Raw genomic sequence first — 16364 nt, 5'->3', positions numbered from 1 at the left:
GGCGGGAAAGTGTCGTCCTGCTGATGTGGCGCGCGTACGGCTGGTGAGGGCGAGCAGATTCCCGCCATGGCGGGGAAATGGGCCCCGGTGAGCAGCGTTCGGCCAGGTGCAGGGTGAAATTTCCCGCCATGGCGGGAAATTGCCCGCCCATCCGCCCCGGGTGCGGGGGCGTGGTGCGGAACCCCGTCGTGGCGGCAAAATGCCCCACCCTGTAACAGCACAGTCTCGGGGCAGATGCGCCGACTCGGCGCGTATTTCTGGGGCAGATGCGCCGACTCGGCGGGGGGGGGGGGAGGTTCGTCAGCGGACGACGTCGGGGGGGGGGGGGGGAGGTTCGTCAGCGGACGACGTCGGGGGTGAGGAGGTCTTGGTTGTCGGCCGCCCACTGCGGCATGCGGTCCTCGCGGACGGCGCGCCAGAGGGAGCGGTCGCGGGAGGGGTCGAGGCGTACGACGGACTGGTCGCCGACCATGCCGGTGCCGTCGGTGGGGACGGTGAGGTAGCTGATGTCGCCGGTGCGCAGGTTGCGCAGGGAGGCGGCGAGGCGGGCCATCTGGGTCGTGGACCAGTCGTCGTCGACAGAGGCGTGCTCGCCGAAGAGGGTGAGCAGGTCGAGGACCCTCGCGGGGTCCTTGCGGAGCTCCTGCTCCAGGGTCTGCTCGAGGAGGGTGCGGAGGAAGGCCTGCTGGCGGGCGACGCGGTCGAGGTCGCCGTCGCGGAGGCCGTAGCGCTGGCGTACGTAGAGGAGTGCCTCGTCGCCGTCGAGGTGGTGGCGGCCGGCCTCCCAGCGGACCCCGCGGGCGGAGTCGTAGACGGTCTTCGGGATCTCGATGTCGACGCCGCCGATGGCGTCGGTGAGCGCTCGGAAGCCGTCCCAGTCGACGACGGCGACGTGGTCGACGCGTACGTCGGTCATCTTCTCGACCGTCTCGATGGTGAGGCTCGGGCCGCCGAAGGAGTAGGCCCAGCTGACCTTGCCCTTGCCGTGGCCGGGGATGTCGACCCAGGCGTCGCGCGGGATGGAGATGACGGAGGCGCCGCGGCGGTCGCCGTCGAGGTGGACGAGCAGCATCGTGTCCGAGCGCGCCTGCCCGGGCTTCCAGCCCGGAGCCTCGGCGCCGGTGGTGGGGGTGTCGGAGCGGGTGTCGGTGCCGAGCACCAGGATGTTCATCGCGTCAGCGGCCGACCCGGAGGTCGGCTTTGCCGGCCGGTCGGCGAGTTCGGCGAAGGGGTCGGGCAGCCGCTGGATGCTGCCGTCCACCTTGGCGTGGAGCCATAGCGCCCCGCCCAGCGCAACGGCGCCGAGCAGCAGGAGACAGACCAGCAGACCGATCAGCGGCTTGCGTGCGCGACGCCATCCGCGAGGCCGGTCCGGCGCCGGATCGGAGTGCGTCGGATCGGACTGAGCCGGATCGGGCGGCACGGGGGGATGCTCGAGGAGGGCCACCGGAGTATCCGACCCGCCGGACCCCTCTTCCAGGGTCCAGATGCTCGCCATTCCTCAATTTCAGGCACCAGTCGGTAACGGCTGGTAACCAAAAATAGGTAGGCAATACGACAGGCATCCTGAGTGAGTAAAGTCCGTGTGCTGTACAGCGCTGCACATGTCGGAAGTGGGGGTCCGCTCGTGTTTGCAGCCGCGGGCCGTGTCTTGGGAGGGCTCGGTCGAAGGTGTGACCAGGGGAGAGCTGTGTCGATGTCAAGAGTCGGAGCCGATCGTGCCCGACTGCACGAGGCTGCCTCGACGCTCGCGGGCGTCCGGGCGGCGACGACGCTCCTCCACTCGCTCGGGGAGATCGGGGAGATCGCGAAGGAACGACGCGCCGCGATGGCGGCGATGGTCGAGAGCGAGCTGGAGAGGCTCGAGCGGATGGTCCGCGAGGAGCAGGACGCCGCGAAGGTGGCGGTCCCCGGACCCCGCACCGACGAGCCGCGCGCCGAGGTGATCGACCTCGATGCGGTGGTCTCGACGATGGTGCTCGCCCACGAGGCCAAGGGCACCGACGTACGCTGGCGGCCCAGCAGGATGCTCGCGCTGGGGGACTCCGACCAGCTGACCGAGGCGCTCAACGTGCTCCTCGACAATGCTGCGGCGCACGGCGCCGGCACTGTCCGGATCGAGGTCCGCGCCACCGAGCCGGCGAGCTCGTCGGTCGAGATCGCGGTCTCGGACGAGGGCCCCGGCGTCCCGCCCGAGCTGCGCCGGCGGATCTTCGCCTGGGGCGTCAGCCGGCCGGGGTCGACCGGTCAGGGCATCGGCCTCCACGCCGCCCGCGACCTGATGGAGCGTCAGGGCGGCTTCCTGGAGCTGGCCGAGGCGGACGAGCGCACCACGTTCGTCCTCGGCATCCCGATGCTCGGCTGTGCCGACGAACGCCCCGACGACCGCCCCGGCGCACGCGCCGACGAGGGCACGCAGGAAGGCGCCGACAGGCGCGACGACCCGAGACATCGAGGCCGCCGTGGTGTCGCCGCGTAAACGGGTCAAGGTCGTCATCGTCGAGGACCACACGCTCTTCGCCGAGTCGCTCGAGCTGGCGCTCACCTTCGAGGGCTACGACGCCGAGCGCGTCGACCTGCCCGAGGAGCCGGCCTCGGAGACGAAGCTGACTTCGATGATCATGCGCCCGCAACCGCGCATCGTGCTGCTCGACCTCGACCTGGGCCATCACGGATCGGGCGTACGCCTCGTCTCACCGCTCGCCCGCGCCGGCGCCGACGTCGTCGTGGTGACCGGGTCGAACGACGAGTCGCGGTGGGGTCACGCCCTGCACTCCGGGGCGCGGACGGTGCTGTCCAAGCGGGTGCCGCTGGGCGAGATCCTCGGCACCGTTCGCCGGCTCAACTACGGCAACAGCGTGCTCGACGTCGACGAGCGCGAGCGCCTGATCCGCGCGTGGGTGGGCCAGGGGCAGGACCTCATCGAGACCCGCCGCCGGCTCGCCCAGCTCTCCCGCCGCGAGACCCAGGTGCTCGAGCACCTGATGGACGGCTTCACCGTCGGCGACATCGCCAAGATCCGTGTCGTCTCGGAGGCGACCGTCCGCACCCAGGTGAAGTCGATCCTCTCCAAGCTCGGCGTCTCCTCGCAGATCGCGGCGGTCAGCCTCGCCCACAAGGCGGAGTGGCGCGCCGCCTGAGCTGCTCGGAGCCCGGACGAGCTCAGGCGGCGACGAGCCCGTCGTCCTCGTGCGGCCCGCGCTGGACGTAGAGGGTCCCGGTCTTCGGACATCGCCAGGCGTCCCCCTGCTGGACCAGCGGCGCGCCCGCGTGGCCGACCCAGCCGACCTGCCGCGCCGGGACCCCGACGACGAGCGCATGGTCGGGTACGTCGCGGGTGACCACGGCGCCAGCGGCGACCATCGCCCAGGCGCCGATGGTGACCGGGGCGACGCAGACGACGCGGGCGCCGACGCTGGCCCCGGTGCGTACGGTCACGCCCACAGCGTCCCAGTCGTCACCGTCCTTGAGCGTCCCGTCGGGGTTGACGGCGCGGGGGAGGTAGTCGTTGGTGAAGACGACGGCGGGCCCGACGAAGGCGCCGTCCTCGAGCACGGCCGGTTCGTAGACCAGCGCGTGGTTCTGGATCTTGCAGCGGTCGCCCACGACGACCCCCGGACCGACGTACGCCCCGCGGCCGATGATGCACTCGCTGCCGACCCGGGCGTGCTCCCGGACCTGTGCCAGGTGCCAGACCAGGGTGCCGTCCCCGATGGAGGCACGGTCGTCGACGTCTGCGGAGGGTTCGATGATGGGTCGGGTCCGGCGCGCGGCGCCGGTCTCCTCGATGGTCATCCCCTCAGGAAAGCGGGAGCGGGCGGCACGCGGGGGAGAGCCCGGGTCACGTACCCGAATCAGCGTAGGACCGCGGGGGAGGAGGCCTCCGGGACGAGCACGCGAGGGGTCGCGGAGGCGGAGGTGTCGAGGGCCCACACGTCGCTGACGGCCTCACCGTCGCGGGCCAGCCCGTAGAGGACGGTGTCGTCGTCGAGCCACTCGATCTGGTCGTCGACGCTGTGGGTCTCGCCCGCGAGGACGGTACGCCGGCCGGTGGCCAGGTCGAGGACCGCCGGGGTCCAGCGGGTGCCGTCCTCGTCGGCCTCCTTGAAGGCGATCCGGGTGCCGTCGGGCGAGAGCGAGGGGCACTCGACGCGGTCGGCGATGGTCGTCAGCCGGCGGGCCTCGAGGTCGCCGCGGGCGAGGTGGGTCCGTCCGCCGGTGGCGACCGTGGCGTAGAAGGTGCGGTCGTCCTCGGCGAACGTGATCCCCCAGATGTTGCGGTCGACCGGAGCGACCCGGCGGCCGTCGATGACCAGGGTGAACTTCTCCAGGTCGCCGTAGCTCTTCCCGTCGATGCGCCGGATGACGGTGCGGGTGGAGAAGCCGCTGACCATGTAGGAGTCACCGTTGACGAAGACGGTCGAGGAGACCAGCCGGCCGTCAGGGGAGATCCGGGTGCGGCTCGGCATGCCGGGCAGGTCGGCGCCGCCGACCTCCTGCCATGCCTCTCCGGGCTCCGAGATCGCCAGGTCGGTCGCACGGTAGCGGCTGACCACCCCGCGCTCGGTCGCCAGGCAGGAGATCGAGCGCGCCTGGGCGTAGACCCGGTCGCAGCTCAGGTCGGTGACCGCCCGGGCGCCGCCGGGGTCGTCCAGCGCCACCGCACCGACGTGGCCGTAGTCGGCGTCCGTCCCGGTGTGCCGGAAGAGGATCCGGGGACCCTTCTCGATCTGCGCCAGGGACGTGGTCTCGGCGGCGGTCGCCCGGGACGTACGCCGGTCGTCCTCAGCGATCGCGGAGAGGGCGTACGCGGTCATGGCGGCCGTGACCAGCACGACGAGCGCCCCGAAGAGCGTGGAGCGGCGGGTCACGGCCTCACCTCAGCAGGCTCTGCCAGAGACCCGCGGCGGAGCACGGCGAACCCGACCGGGATCGCGGCGACCAGCACCGCGCAGACGAGGAGCATCGCGACCTGGGGGCCGACGGCGTACCAGAGCAGGCCGAAGCCGGTAGCGGCCAGGAGCCGGGCGATCGCGGTCGCGGTCTGGGCGGTGGCGATGCCGGTGGAGCGTACGGTCGCCGGGACCAGCTGGCCGGCGACCGCGGCCAGGGTGCCGTCGGTCGCGGCGTAGAAGACGCCGAGCAGGAGCACCGCGGCGCAGGTCGTCCAGAGCGCCCCGGAGCCGCTGGCCGCGCACAGGTACGCAGCGGCGAGCGGGAGGTGGCCGAGCACCAGGACCCGGGCGCGGCCGACGCGGTCGGCGAGGCGGCCCATCGGGACGGCGAGGGCGAGGTAGGCGAGGTTGGTGCCGACGTAGAGGACGGGGAACCACTGGGCCGCGAAGCCGCCGGTCTCGAGCAGCGCCAGGTAGACGAAGCCGTCGCCGACGGTGAGCAGGGCGAGCGCCCCGGACACGCCGGTCACGCGCGTCAGGCCGGGGGTCAGCACGCTGCGCCAGCGGACCCTGACGCGTGGTTCCCGGCGCTCGCGGCGGAGGGCGACGCGGCGGACGGCGCCGGTGCGGAACGGGACGAAGAACGCCATCGTGGCGACCCCGAGGACGGCGAAGCCGAGCGAGACGACCAGCACCGTGTCATAGCCGTCGGCGATCCGCCACAGGATCACGAAGGCGAGCAGCGGGCCGAGCGTCGCCCCGATCGTGTCCAGCGCGCGGTGGACGCCGAAGCTGCGGCCCAGACGGGCCGGGTCGCTGGAGGCGGCGATCATCGCGTCGCGCGGGGCGGTGCGTACGCCCTTGCCGACCCGGTCCAGCGAGATCGCCGCCGAGATCGTGCCGAAGCCGCCGGCGAAGATCAGCCCGAGCCGGGCCACCGCGCTCATCGCGTAGCCGGCCAGCGCCACGGGCTGTGGCCGGTCGGTGCGGTCGGCGGCCCAGCCGGCTGCGATCCGCACCAGCGAGGAGACGCCCTGGTAGAGCCCGTCGATGAGGCCGTACGCGACCGGCGAGAGCCCCACGACCGCGGTCAGGTAGAGCGGCAGGATCGCCGAGACGGACTCCGAGGAGATGTCGGTGAGCAGGCTGACGATGCCGAGGGTGACGACGGTGCGCGAGACCCGTCCGCCGTGAGGCTGCGGCTCGGCGCTCTTCGTCGTGGTCGGACGGTCGCTGAGGGAGAGGTACACCGGCGCTCAGGTCTTCGTGTGGAGCATGGCGATCAGGGCGAACTCGACGGTGCGGCGCGTCGTCTTGGTGACCGAGATGCTCACCGACTCCTCGCCGCGGCGCAGCGAGGCCGCGGGGACGTTCTCGACCGAGCTGGCCGCGATCTCCTCGAAGCCGTGCTTCGCCAGGCTCGCCCGGTAGTGGCGGAGCACGTCGCACGGCCGCCGGCAGGTCGCGGTCAGCGCCACCTGGAGCACACCCTTGGACGGCGAGACGCTGGAGATCTGCACGCCGGCGCGGGAGGGCGGCTCCAGCGCGTCCGGGTAGCCGGCCACGAGCGCGTTCTTGCGCATCGCCTGCTTCGGCAGCGGCTCGGAGATCAGCGCTGCCGGCTCGGTCTTCGTCTTCGGCTTCGTGCTCAGGCCGGGCAGGCCCGACTCGGTCGGGCTCGAGGCGGCCTTCGGGAGGGCCTCGGTGGCGCGCTTGGAGTCCGTCTTCGACTTGTCTCTTGATCCGGACTTCGATCCGGACTTCGCTCCGGGCGAGCCGTCGGCCCCGGGCGCACCGGACTGCGAGGAGCCGGCCGCCGGGGCCTGGCCGTCGTCGCCCGAGGAGGAGTCGGCGAAGCGCCCGGGCACCCAGAAGATCGTGAGGCCGACGAGCACGCCGAGCAGCACGAGAAGTAGGAGGCGCTTGGGGTTCACGAGACCAGTCGAAGCGCTGCGAGGGCCGGTCTCGGCCGATGGGTGGGCTGCGTACTCAATTTCAGGCAGCCTGTCGAAGCGCCTGCGAAGCGCCGCGGCGCATCGTGCGACCTTGCGGGTGCCGGGAACTGTCCCGGCCGTAGCATCCCGGGGGACGGGCCACGTTGAACACAGCCGACTTTCTTCTCGAGCTATCGCCGGAGGAATCGATCGCGCTCGCCGAAGCGGGTCGTGAGTACACCTTCGAAGAGCTGCGGGCCAGCGTGTCCATGCTCAGCGGCCGGATCTCGGTGCTCGGTCTGACGCCGGGTACGCCGATCGGGATCATGGCGCCCAACGGGCTCTTCTGGGTCTCGGCGTACATCGCCGCGCTCCGGCTCGGTCTGGTCGTGGTGCCGCTGGCGGTCACGCTGCCGCCCGAGGAGGTGGTCGCGCGAGTGCGCTGGGTCGGTGCCGACGCGCTGCTGGTCGGACGGTCCCAGGCACAGGCGCTGCGGCTGAGCCTGCCCCGGAGCTTTCCGATGGTGGTGGAGCGGAAGGAGCGGCTGATCCCGAGACAGCGGTCCGCGTCGGTCGACCTGAGCGAGGCGGTCGACGTCGACCCGGACCAGGACGCGCTCTACATGTTCACCTCCGGCACCACCGGCGAGCCGCGCGCCGTGCGGATCACCCACCGCAACATCCAGGCCAACACCACCTCGATCCTCGGCTACCTCGACATCACGCCCGAGGACCGGATGCTGATGGTGCTGCCGTTCGGGTACGCCTTCGGCCTCTCGATCCTGCACACCCACCTGCGCGCCGGGGCGGCGATGATCATCCAGCCGACCTCCGTGCCCCCGCAGGCCGTCGTCGACCGGATGGAGGCCGCTCGCTGCACGGGTTTCGCCGGGGTGCCGTCGACCTTCGCGATGCTGCTGCGCGAGAGCACCTTCGGCACCGCGGCGGTCTCCTCGCTGCGTACCGTGCAGGAGGCCGGCGGCCGGCTCGCGCCCGTGCTCATCGACCAGATCGTCCGCGCGCAGCCGCAGGCGAGCCTGTTCGTGATGTACGGGACGACCGAGGCGACCGCTCGGCTCTCGTATCTGCCGCCTGAGGAGGTCGGCCGGCGGCCGGAGTCGATCGGGAAGGGCATCCCGGGCGTCGACCTGCGGGTGCTCGACAGCGACGGGGTTCACGTCGAGCCGGGTGCGGTCGGCGAGATCTGGGCGAGCGGGGCCAACATCTCGCCCGGTTATCTCGACGACCCCGAGGCGACGACGCGCAAGATGCCCGGCGGGATGCTGCGTACCGGGGACCTGGCGAAGGTCGACGAGGACGGCTACATCTACGTGGTCGACCGGATCGAGGACTTCATCAAGTCCCGCGAGCACCGGATCGCGAGCCTCGACATCGAGGGCGTGGTGCTCCAGCTGCCCGACATCGTCGCGGCGGCGGCCGTGGGGGTCCCGGACGAACTCGCCGGCGAGCGGGTCGAGGTGGTGGCGGTGCGGCGGCGCGGGTCGGTCCTGCGCGGAGCCGACGTCATCGCGCACTGTCGCGAGCGGCTCGCGAAGCACATGGTCCCCGAGGTCGTCCGGTTCATGGACGCCCTGCCGATGAACGCGGCCGGGAAGGTGCTCAAGCGAGAGGTACGCACCATGTGCATGCGCATGGCCGACGAGCCGGGTGGCGGCCAGGAGCGTGCTGACGACGCCGACGCCGACGACGACTGTGTCGGTGTATCAGGGTGAGCTGAGATGTCCGAGGGGAAGGTGCCGGCGTCGGTGCAGCTGCTGGTCGGGGTGTGGACCGCGGTCCTGATCGTCGCGCTCGCCCTGGCAGGGACCTGGTTGACGAGGAGCCCAGGAGTGAACGATCCGGTCGCGGTCTCGTGGCCGTCCGAGCGTGAGCTGCGGACGGTCGGGGAGACCACCGTGCTCTTCGGTCACCAGTCGGTCGGCGCGAACATCCTCGACGGGGTCTCCCGGGTGTACGCCGGGTCGTCGGTGCGCGCGCCGGTGATCGCCGACGTCACGGGAGGCGTCTCCGGCGGCGCGGGGGTCGCCGGGGTCTCGCAGGTGCAGACCGGGGCGCTGCGGAAGGCGGGCTTCAGGCACGTCCGCCTCGGGGTGAACGGCGACCCGGCCAGCAAGCTCGCCGCGTTCACCGAGGTGATGGACGGTCCCGTCGCCGACGGCGTCGATGTGGCCCTGATGAAGCTCTGCTACGCCGACGTCTCCGCCTCGACCGATGTACGGGCCGTCTTCGACGCCTATGTGTCGACGATGGCCGCGGTCGAGGCAGCGCATCCCGGCGTACGGTTCCTCTACACGACCGTGCCCCTCACCGCAGACCGCGGCTGGAAGGCCAAGGTCGGCGCGGTCCTGGGCCGCGACGACACGATGGGTCCCGCCGACAACGTCGCCCGTGAGCGCTACAACGCGCTGATCCGCGAGAAGTACGCCGGCACCGGCCGCCTCCTCGACATCGCCGCCGTCGAGGCCGAGGGCACCAGCGAGCGCAGTCAGGACGGCAACGTCTACCACGTGCTCAACCGGCATCTGACCGCCGACCGCGGTCACCTCAACGACGCCGGCTCGGAAGCGGTCGCTGCCGAGCTGCTCAAGATGGCGGCGACCCAGAGCCCGGTCGGCTGAGATGCCGACGCGAGGGGAGACGGTCATGAGCCTGCAGGGCGTCGGCATCGATGTCGCCGACATCAGACGCTTCGCCCGCCTCCTCGGCATGCGCGGCTCCGCCTTCGCTGCCCGCTGGTTCACCGAGGCCGAGATCGCCCAGTGCATGGCCACCGCCACCCCCGCCACCGCCTTCGCGATGAGGTACGCCGCCAAGGAGGCCGTCTGGAAGGCCCTCGGCCCCGGCGAGTGGACCGGCCCCCTCCCGTGGCGCGGGATCAGCGTGCTCGAGGAACCCTCCGGGACCCTGGTCGTCACCCTCGACGGCCCCGCCGCCGAGCTCGCTGCTCTCGCCGAGGTCACCGTCGTACGCGTCGCAACCGTCCCCGGCCCGCGGATGGCCATCGCCACCGCTGTCGCCGAAGGACGCGCCACCCGCCGGCCCTGACCCCCCACCCGCCGAGTCGGCGCATCTGCCCCGCGGTGGGTCGTCGAGCCGGCGCATCTGCCTCATCGACAAACGCCGAGTCGGCGCAACTGCCCCGAGTGGTCGATTCGGAGCGCGAGTGTTTGGCGCAGTTGCGCCGACTCGGCACTTGTATGTGGGGCAGTTGCGCCGACTCGGCACCTGTACGTGGGGCAGATGCGCCGACTCGGCACCCGTACGTGGGGCAGTTGCGCCGACTCGGCACCTGTACGTGGGGCAGATGCGCCGACTCGGCACCCGTACGTGGGGCAGTTGCGCCGACTCGGCACCCGTACGTGGGGCAGTTGCGCCGAGTCGGGGGGATGGTGGTCTCGGTCAGTCGGGGGAGGGGGTGTGGTTTTTGCGGCGGGCGCGTTTGATCTCGGTGTCGAGGGCGTCGAGGTGCTGGGTCCAGAAGTGGCGGAAGGGGGTGAGCCAGGCGTCGACCTCGGCGAGGGGGCCGGTGTCGAGGGAGTAGATGCGGCGGGTGCCTTCGGGGCGTACGTTGGCGAAGCCGTTCTCGCGCAGGACCTTGAGCTGCATGGAGACGGCCGGCTGGCGGATGCCGAACTCGGCGGAGATCGTCTCGACGACCTGGCCCGAGGTGAGGTCGCCGGCGGCGAGGAGCTCGAGGATGCGGCGGCGTACGGGGTCGCCGAGGACGTCGAAGGCGTGCACGCGCCTACTCTGGCATCGCGGTGTAGGCGGCGACGCAGCGGTCGCCGGCGGCGCGCGCCTGCTCGGGGTCGGTGCCGAAGGCGATGTCGGCCTCGACCCAGGCCGCGGCGGAGCCCTTGGTGTGCTCGATCATCGCGGGCAGGGCCTCGGGGGACATCGGGTCCATCTTCTCGGCCTCGGGATCGGGGAGGTGGAGGGCGAGGCCGAGGAGCATCTGCTCCCAGCCGATGCCGACGGCGCTGGGGCCGAACTCCATCCACTGGTCCGGCGGCACGGGCGCGGAGTGCTCGACGCGGAGCAGCGTACGGCCGCCGGCCCCGGTCAGGGTCGCGTCGACCCAGGAGCTGCGGCCGCCGTAGTCCCAGGTGATCGAGAGCAGCTTGGGGCGGTCGCAGGCGAGGATCTCGCCGCCGGCGTTGCCCTCGAGCTGGTAGTGGCCGCCGACCTCGAAGTCGCCGCTGACCGGCATCAGCCAGCGCGGGATGCGCTCCTTGGTGGTCAGCGCGTCCCAGACCTCGTCGGGGTCGGCGTCGTAGCTGCGCTCGACGATCAGCACGCGCAGCTCCTCGCCGCCGCGGGTGGTCGTGGACAGCGCGCGGTCGACGGCGCCGAGGTGGTTTGCAGGGATGAAGGGTGGTGTGCTCATGCCTGCGACGTTATATCAAGACTCCTTGATATTCAATGGCACCTCGTCGACGAGCATCGGAGCGGAGTGGAGATAGGCGGTCGTACGCCGCTTCTGCACGATGTCGCGGTAGACGCGCTCGACCTGCTCCACGGTGAGCCCGGTCGCCTCGGCGACCTCGGCGGTCGCGATGCCGTGGTTGAGGCCGTAGAGGCACAGATCCATCCGCTGGTAGGGCAGCGAGAAGTAGAACTCCTCCTGCGACTGCTCGAGCGAGTAGGTGTCGGTGGTGGAGGGTCGCGCCTGGATCTCCGCGGGTACGCCGAGGTGGGCCGCCATCGCGTAGACCTGGGTCTTGTAGAGGTGCGCGATCGGCTTCAGGTCGGCGGCGCCGTCGCCGAGCTTCACGAAGAACCCCTGGTCGTACTCGAGCCGGTTCGGGGTGCCGGCGACCGCGTAGTTGAGCCGGTCGGCGTGGAAGTACTCCAGCGCCTTGCGCACCCGCTGCTTGAAGTTCGTCGCCGCCACGATCTCCAGGTAGGCCTCGGTCGTCAGCCGGTGGGTGCTCTGTCGGCCCTGCGGATCCTCGACGACCACCGAGAAGAGCCGGTACGCGTCGGAGTCGACCACGCTCGGCAACACGATCTTCGACTTCCAGCCGGGGCCGTACTCCGGCACGACGCGGCGGACGGCGTCGTCGCGGCGCTGGTAGGCGCCGAGCCCGATCAGCACCGGGGAGATTTCCTCCAGCACCGAGTCGATCCCGAGGGCGTCGGTGAGCATCGTGCTGAACCCGATCGTGTCGTCGGACGACTCCTGCTCGGGCATGTGCAGCGCGAGCACGCGCTCGGGGCCGAGCGCCTTGACCGCGAGCGCGGCGACCACGCTGGAGTCGATCCCGCCGGAGACCCCGAGCACGATGCCCTTGCGCTTGTTGGCCACCAGATAGCGGCGCATCGCCTCCCCGATCCGGATCGCCTCCGCCTCCTCGTCGTAGCTGAGCGTGTCCGGTCCGTAGGCAGCCTGCGGGCTGGTGTCGATGGTCATGCTGGGGTCCTTCCGATGGGCTCGAGGGTGTGGTCGAAGACGGTGAGCGGCTCGGGCGGCGGCGCCGAGGCGAAGACCGAACCGGTGATGAGCTCGCTGTGCAGCAGCTGCGTGGACAGCACGGCGACGAGGCGCATGTTGTCGGTGTTGCCCAGCCCCCGCCCCCGGGTGCGCCGGGCTTTCTCCAGGAGCCGCTGCACGAGCTCCGGGCGGAACATCCCGGCGGCCTCCAGCGCGGCGACGGAGGTGACGTCGCCGACCCAGTCGGGGGTGCCGCCGGCGAAGAACGCCGCGGCGTCCGGCGCCCGGTAGGGCTGCTTGGGCCGGCGCAGGATCTCCTCGGGCACCAGGTCGGCGAAGGCGATCTTCAGCAGGTGCTTCTCGTCCATGCCATGGATCTTGTGGTCCGCGGGCACCCGGCCCGCCAGCTCGGCGACGTGCGGGTCCAGGAACGGGAACCGGCCCTCGATCGAGTTGCCCATCAGCATCCGGTCGCCCTGCGAGGCCAGGATGTAGCCGGGCAGCAGGGTGGTCATCTCCAGCCACTGGGCGCGGGACAGCGGGTCCCACCGAGCGCTCTCGGCGGGCATCACGGCCAGGACCTCGTCGGCCGGGCTCCGGTCGCACGCCGCGCGCACCGCCGGGGTGAGCATCGAGCGCAGCACCGAGGTGGAGTCCCACCGCGGCCGGTGCGAGATCGCCGGGTCGCCGGCGACCAGGTTGCGGCCGAAGAAGCTCTTCGCGAAGGCCGGCGCCTGGTGCGGCGAGCGCTTCATCCACGGGTAGAGCTGCTCCACGGCCGCCTCCGCGGCGGCCGGGTCCCGGGTCCACAGCTCGCGGATCTTCCCCTCGCGGAAGATGTCGTAGCCGCCCAGCACCTCGTCGCTGCCCTCCCCGGTCACCACGACCTTGAAGCCGGACTGGCGCACGAGCCGGGAGAGCAGGAACATCGGCGCCGGGCCGGTCCGCAGCAGCGGCGACTCGGCGTGGCGTACGACGTCGGGGAAGACCTCGGCGATGTCGCGCTCGCGCACCACGACGTCCTCGTGGACGGTGCCGAGCCGCTTCGCCATCAGCGCCTGGTAGCCGCCCTCGTCGAACTCGTCGTCGGCGAACCGCAGCGAGAAGGTGTGCAGCGGTGCCGCCGTGCTGTGCCCGATCCTCTCGGCTGCTATGACTCCGGCCGTGACCGCCGAGTCGATCCCACCGGAGAGGTACGCCGCCACCGGCACGTCGCTGCGCTCGAACCGCAGCCGGGTGGCGGCCACCAGCCGCTCGCGCAGCGCCTCGGCGTTGGCTGCCAGGTCGGTGAGCGGCTCGGCCCCCTGGGGTGAGAAGCCAGGTGCCCAGAAGCGGGTGCTGGTGGACGCGACGGCGCTGCGGCCGAGCACGGTCGGGAAGGTCAGATAGCTGCCCGGGGGCACCTGCCGGACCCCGCGGAAGACGGTCTGCGGCGCGACCGTCGACCACAGCGTCAGCACCTGGTCGATGCCGGCGGGATCGAGCTCGCGCGGCACGTCCGGGTCGGCGAAGAGCGCCTTCACCTCGGAGGCGAACAGCAGCTTGCCGCCCGAGCGCGTGTAGAAGAGCGGCCGCACTCCGAACCGGTCCCGGGCGAGGACCAGGTCGCCGCTGCGCCGGTCCCAGACCGCCAGCGCCCACTGGCCGTTGAACCGGTCGAAGCAGCCTGGTCCCCACTCCTCCCAGGCGTGCACGATCACCTCGGTGTCGCTGCGGGTGCGGAAGCGGTGCCCGCGGGCGCGCAGGTCGGCGGCGAGCTCGACATGGTTGAAGATCTCGCCGTTGAAGGTCACCCAGACCTGCTGCTCGCCGGCCTCGTCGCAACCGCCCATCGGCTGCACGCCGCCGACCGTGTCGACGATCGCCAGCCGGGTGTGGCCCAGCGCGACCCGCTCGTCCCGGTAGTAGCCGCTGCCGTCCGGCCCGCGGTGAGCCAGGACGCCCAGCATCCGGCGTACGAGACCGGGGTCGGGCGCCTCAGCGGCGGAGTGGACCCCGCAGATTCCGCACATGGCTCTCCTCGGTAGACGTCTGCGCGTAGGCCGCCAAGGCTTGTCGCCGCGACGGGGCCCGGGAGCCGCCACCACGGCGTTTATCACCCAATGTCGGCATGTTTCGTGCCGGTCACCGCACCCTCCGGCGCTCGGTCAGAACAGTGGACGTGCAAGCACCCGGCCGGCTGACGCCGGCCGGAATCACGTACGTGACCAGGGAGAGAGCAGACATGGCAGACCTACAGCGAACGATCGAGGCGTTCATCCTCGACAGCCTCCTGCTGGGCGACGAGGAGCGGCTGCCCGCGCCGACGGACTCGCTGGTCGAGTCCGGAGTGATCGACTCGACCGGGATCCTGGAGCTCATCGAGTTCCTCGAGGCGGAGTTCGAGATCACCGTCACCGAGGCCGAGACGGTGCCGGACAACCTCGACGGCGTCGCCAACCTGGTGGCCTACGTGGCCCGGAAGACGGCGGCGGACTCCCTTGCTGGGTAGGTACAGCCTGGGTGAGCACGGCCTGCGGGGTGAGCGCAGCGACTTCGCGGTCGACCTGGCCAAGATGTACGCCATCGTCCTCGGCGGGCCGCGGCCCTCGCTGCTCGCCCGGCTGAGGTTCTGGCTGACCGACTACGAGCTGCGCTGCGTGGCCTGCTACCGCTTCGGCCGCTGGGCCGGAGGCGTCCGGGATCGCCACCGCCTCCTGGGCGTGGGCGTCCTCGGCATCTTCTGGTTCTGGAACCGTCACAACATGCGGATCCACCACGCCGACATCGGCCGCCGCGCGGACATCGGTCCCGGGCTGCTGGTGATGCACCGCTCCGGGGTCATGATCGGCCCGGCCGTGATCGGCAGCAACTGCGTGCTCCACCACAACGTCACCATCGGTCAGCGGATCGCCGCCGGCGACCACGGCGTGCCGACCATCGGCGACGACGTCTGGATCGGTCCCGGCGCGGTGATCTCCGGGGCGATCACGGTCGGCGACGGCTGCACCATCTCCGCCGGCACCGTGCTGTCCAAGGACGTGCCGCCCCGCAGCCTGGTCGGCGGCAACCCCGGCCGGGTCCTCGCCCGCGATTACGACAACGCCGACATGATCAACTTCGTCCTCCCCAACCGGACACTCGACCGGGTCCCGGACGGACCGTCCCCGGTGGCGCCACGGGTGCCGTCACCGATATTGGGTGATGACTGACATCGCCCGCTCCGACCTGCCACGACGCGGCGATGCTCCGATCATGGAGCGTTCACCGGCTGTGGCGAGCGTGGTCGTTCCCGCGCACGACGAGGCGCTCGGGCTGCGTGGGAACCTGACCGCGCTGCTCGAGGGTGTCCCGCCGGGCACCTTCGAGGTCGTCGTGGTCTGCAACGGCTGCACCGACGACACCGCGGCGGTGGCGCGCTCGGTCCCGGGCGTACGCGTCCTGGAGACCGCCTCGGCGTCGAAGGCGCTCGCGGTCGAGCTCGGCAACGCGGCCATCTCGCTCTTCCCCAGGATCCACCTGGACGCCGACGTACGCCTGCCCGGCCCCGACGCGCTCCGCCTGGTCCGGGCGGTCGCGGAGCCGGGCGTCCACGCCGCCGGGCCGGCCCGCGAGGTCCCGACAGAACGTTCGTCGTGGCAGGTGCGTGCGTACTACCGGGTCTGGGAGAGCCTCCCGAGCGTACGCAGCGGCCTGTTCGGCCGCGGCGCGTTCTGTCTCTCGGCCGAGGGCCAGGCCCGGGTGGAGGCCCAGGCCAGGCTCATGAACGACGACCTGGTCGTCTCCGAGACGTTCGCGCCCTCGGAGCGTCGGATCGTCACCGACGCCCGCGTGGTGGTGCAGCCGCCGCGTACCGTCGCCGACCTGCTCCGCCGCCGCACCCGCGTGGCGACAGGCAACTCCCAGGCGGACCAGCACGCCGTCCGCCAGGCGTCCACATCCGTCTCGGATCTGCTCAAGCTCGGGCTGCGTCAGCCTGCGGTCGGTCTCCGGGTCCCGGTCTTCCTGACGATCACCCTCATCGCGCGACGGCTCGCCCGCAGGGCCGTCCGCACCGGCGACTACACGACCTGGCTGCGCGACGAGAGCTCGCGCGCCTGA

Annotated in this window: 17 protein-coding genes; 8 read left to right on the top strand and 9 right to left on the bottom strand. The window is 71.6% G+C overall.

Annotation, left to right across the window (positions count from 1 at the left end):
* Positions 1-337: 337 nt before the first annotated feature.
* Positions 338-1423, bottom strand: a complete 1086-nt coding sequence (locus IEY81_RS06740; protein WP_189117702.1) for an LCP family protein — start codon at positions 1421-1423, stop codon at positions 338-340.
* 273 nt (positions 1424-1696) lie between these two features.
* Between IEY81_RS06740 and IEY81_RS06735 the strand changes: the two genes are divergently transcribed.
* Positions 1697-2479, top strand: a complete 783-nt coding sequence (locus IEY81_RS06735; RefSeq protein WP_189117701.1) for a sensor histidine kinase — start codon at positions 1697-1699, stop codon at positions 2477-2479.
* On the top strand, positions 2466-3140 hold the full coding sequence (locus tag IEY81_RS06730) for a response regulator transcription factor (RefSeq protein ID WP_189117700.1): 675 nt from the start codon (positions 2466-2468) through the stop codon (positions 3138-3140). The genes IEY81_RS06735 and IEY81_RS06730 overlap by 14 nt, the downstream gene beginning before the upstream one ends.
* Before the next feature lie 22 nt (positions 3141-3162).
* Here IEY81_RS06730 and IEY81_RS06725 read toward each other — a convergent pair whose 3' ends face one another.
* The 4 genes from IEY81_RS06725 to IEY81_RS06710 are packed head-to-tail and all read right to left on the bottom strand — an operon-like array spanning position 3163 to position 6829.
* Positions 3163-3795 carry an acyltransferase gene (locus tag IEY81_RS06725; RefSeq protein WP_189117699.1) on the bottom strand — a complete coding sequence of 211 codons (633 nt, stop codon included), beginning with the start codon at positions 3793-3795 and terminating at the stop codon, positions 3163-3165.
* Between the two features lie 59 nt (positions 3796-3854).
* Positions 3855-4871 carry a TolB family protein gene (locus IEY81_RS06720; RefSeq protein WP_189117698.1) on the bottom strand — a complete coding sequence of 339 codons (1017 nt, stop codon included), beginning with the start codon at positions 4869-4871 and terminating at the stop codon, positions 3855-3857.
* Positions 4868-6145, bottom strand: a complete 1278-nt coding sequence (locus tag IEY81_RS06715; RefSeq protein ID WP_189117697.1) for an MFS transporter — start codon at positions 6143-6145, stop codon at positions 4868-4870. Before IEY81_RS06715 ends, IEY81_RS06720 begins: the two co-directional genes overlap by 4 nt.
* 6 nt (positions 6146-6151) lie before the next feature.
* Positions 6152-6829, bottom strand: coding sequence for a hypothetical protein (locus tag IEY81_RS06710; RefSeq protein WP_189117696.1), 678 nt, complete (start codon positions 6827-6829; stop codon positions 6152-6154).
* A 164-nt stretch (positions 6830-6993) separates the two neighbouring features.
* On the opposite strand from IEY81_RS06710, the gene IEY81_RS06705 reads away from it, so the two are divergent.
* From IEY81_RS06705 to IEY81_RS06695, 3 genes are read left to right on the top strand one after another with little or no spacing between them, the layout of a single operon-like run.
* Positions 6994-8562: a class I adenylate-forming enzyme family protein gene (locus IEY81_RS06705; protein ID WP_189117695.1), complete on the top strand. Its 1569-nt coding sequence runs from the start codon at positions 6994-6996 to the stop codon at positions 8560-8562.
* A gap of 6 nt (positions 8563-8568) precedes the next feature.
* Complete coding sequence (locus IEY81_RS06700; protein WP_189117694.1) at positions 8569-9468, top strand: hypothetical protein; 900 nt, start codon at positions 8569-8571, stop codon at positions 9466-9468.
* A gap of 25 nt (positions 9469-9493) precedes the next feature.
* Complete coding sequence (locus IEY81_RS06695) at positions 9494-9895, top strand: holo-ACP synthase (protein ID WP_189117693.1); 402 nt, start codon at positions 9494-9496, stop codon at positions 9893-9895.
* A gap of 354 nt (positions 9896-10249) precedes the next feature.
* Here the strand turns inward: IEY81_RS06695 and IEY81_RS06690 are convergent, their stop codons facing one another.
* From IEY81_RS06690 to asnB, 4 genes are read right to left on the bottom strand one after another with little or no spacing between them, the layout of a single operon-like run.
* Positions 10250-10591, bottom strand: coding sequence for an ArsR/SmtB family transcription factor (locus IEY81_RS06690; protein ID WP_189117692.1), 342 nt, complete (start codon positions 10589-10591; stop codon positions 10250-10252).
* A gap of 4 nt (positions 10592-10595) precedes the next feature.
* Positions 10596-11237, bottom strand: a complete 642-nt coding sequence (locus tag IEY81_RS06685) for an SRPBCC family protein (protein ID WP_189117691.1) — start codon at positions 11235-11237, stop codon at positions 10596-10598.
* A 15-nt stretch (positions 11238-11252) separates the two neighbouring features.
* Positions 11253-12263 carry an NAD(+) synthase gene (gene nadE / locus IEY81_RS06680; RefSeq protein ID WP_189117690.1) on the bottom strand — a complete coding sequence of 337 codons (1011 nt, stop codon included), beginning with the start codon at positions 12261-12263 and terminating at the stop codon, positions 11253-11255.
* On the bottom strand, positions 12260-14296 hold the full coding sequence (gene asnB / locus IEY81_RS06675; protein WP_189117689.1) for an asparagine synthase (glutamine-hydrolyzing): 2037 nt from the start codon (positions 14294-14296) through the stop codon (positions 12260-12262). The genes nadE and asnB overlap by 4 nt, the downstream gene beginning before the upstream one ends.
* Positions 14297-14508: 212 nt before the next feature.
* Here asnB and IEY81_RS06670 point away from each other — a divergent pair, with 212 nt between their 5' ends.
* The 3 genes from IEY81_RS06670 to IEY81_RS06660 are packed head-to-tail and all read left to right on the top strand — an operon-like array spanning position 14509 to position 16364.
* Positions 14509-14775 (top strand): acyl carrier protein, encoded by a 267-nt coding sequence (locus IEY81_RS06670; protein ID WP_189117688.1) that lies wholly within the window; start codon positions 14509-14511, stop codon positions 14773-14775.
* Positions 14765-15475 (top strand): serine O-acetyltransferase, encoded by a 711-nt coding sequence (locus IEY81_RS06665; protein ID WP_229787458.1) that lies wholly within the window; start codon positions 14765-14767, stop codon positions 15473-15475. The genes IEY81_RS06670 and IEY81_RS06665 overlap by 11 nt, the downstream gene beginning before the upstream one ends.
* Positions 15468-16364 (top strand): glycosyltransferase family 2 protein, encoded by an 897-nt coding sequence (locus IEY81_RS06660; RefSeq protein ID WP_189117687.1) that lies wholly within the window; start codon positions 15468-15470, stop codon positions 16362-16364. Before IEY81_RS06665 ends, IEY81_RS06660 begins: the two co-directional genes overlap by 8 nt.

It is taken from the genome of Nocardioides luteus (genome assembly GCF_014648595.1).
GTDB classification, from domain to species: Bacteria; Actinomycetota; Actinomycetes; order Propionibacteriales; family Nocardioidaceae; genus Nocardioides; species Nocardioides luteus.
This window is presented reverse-complemented; position numbering and strand designations above follow the sequence as displayed.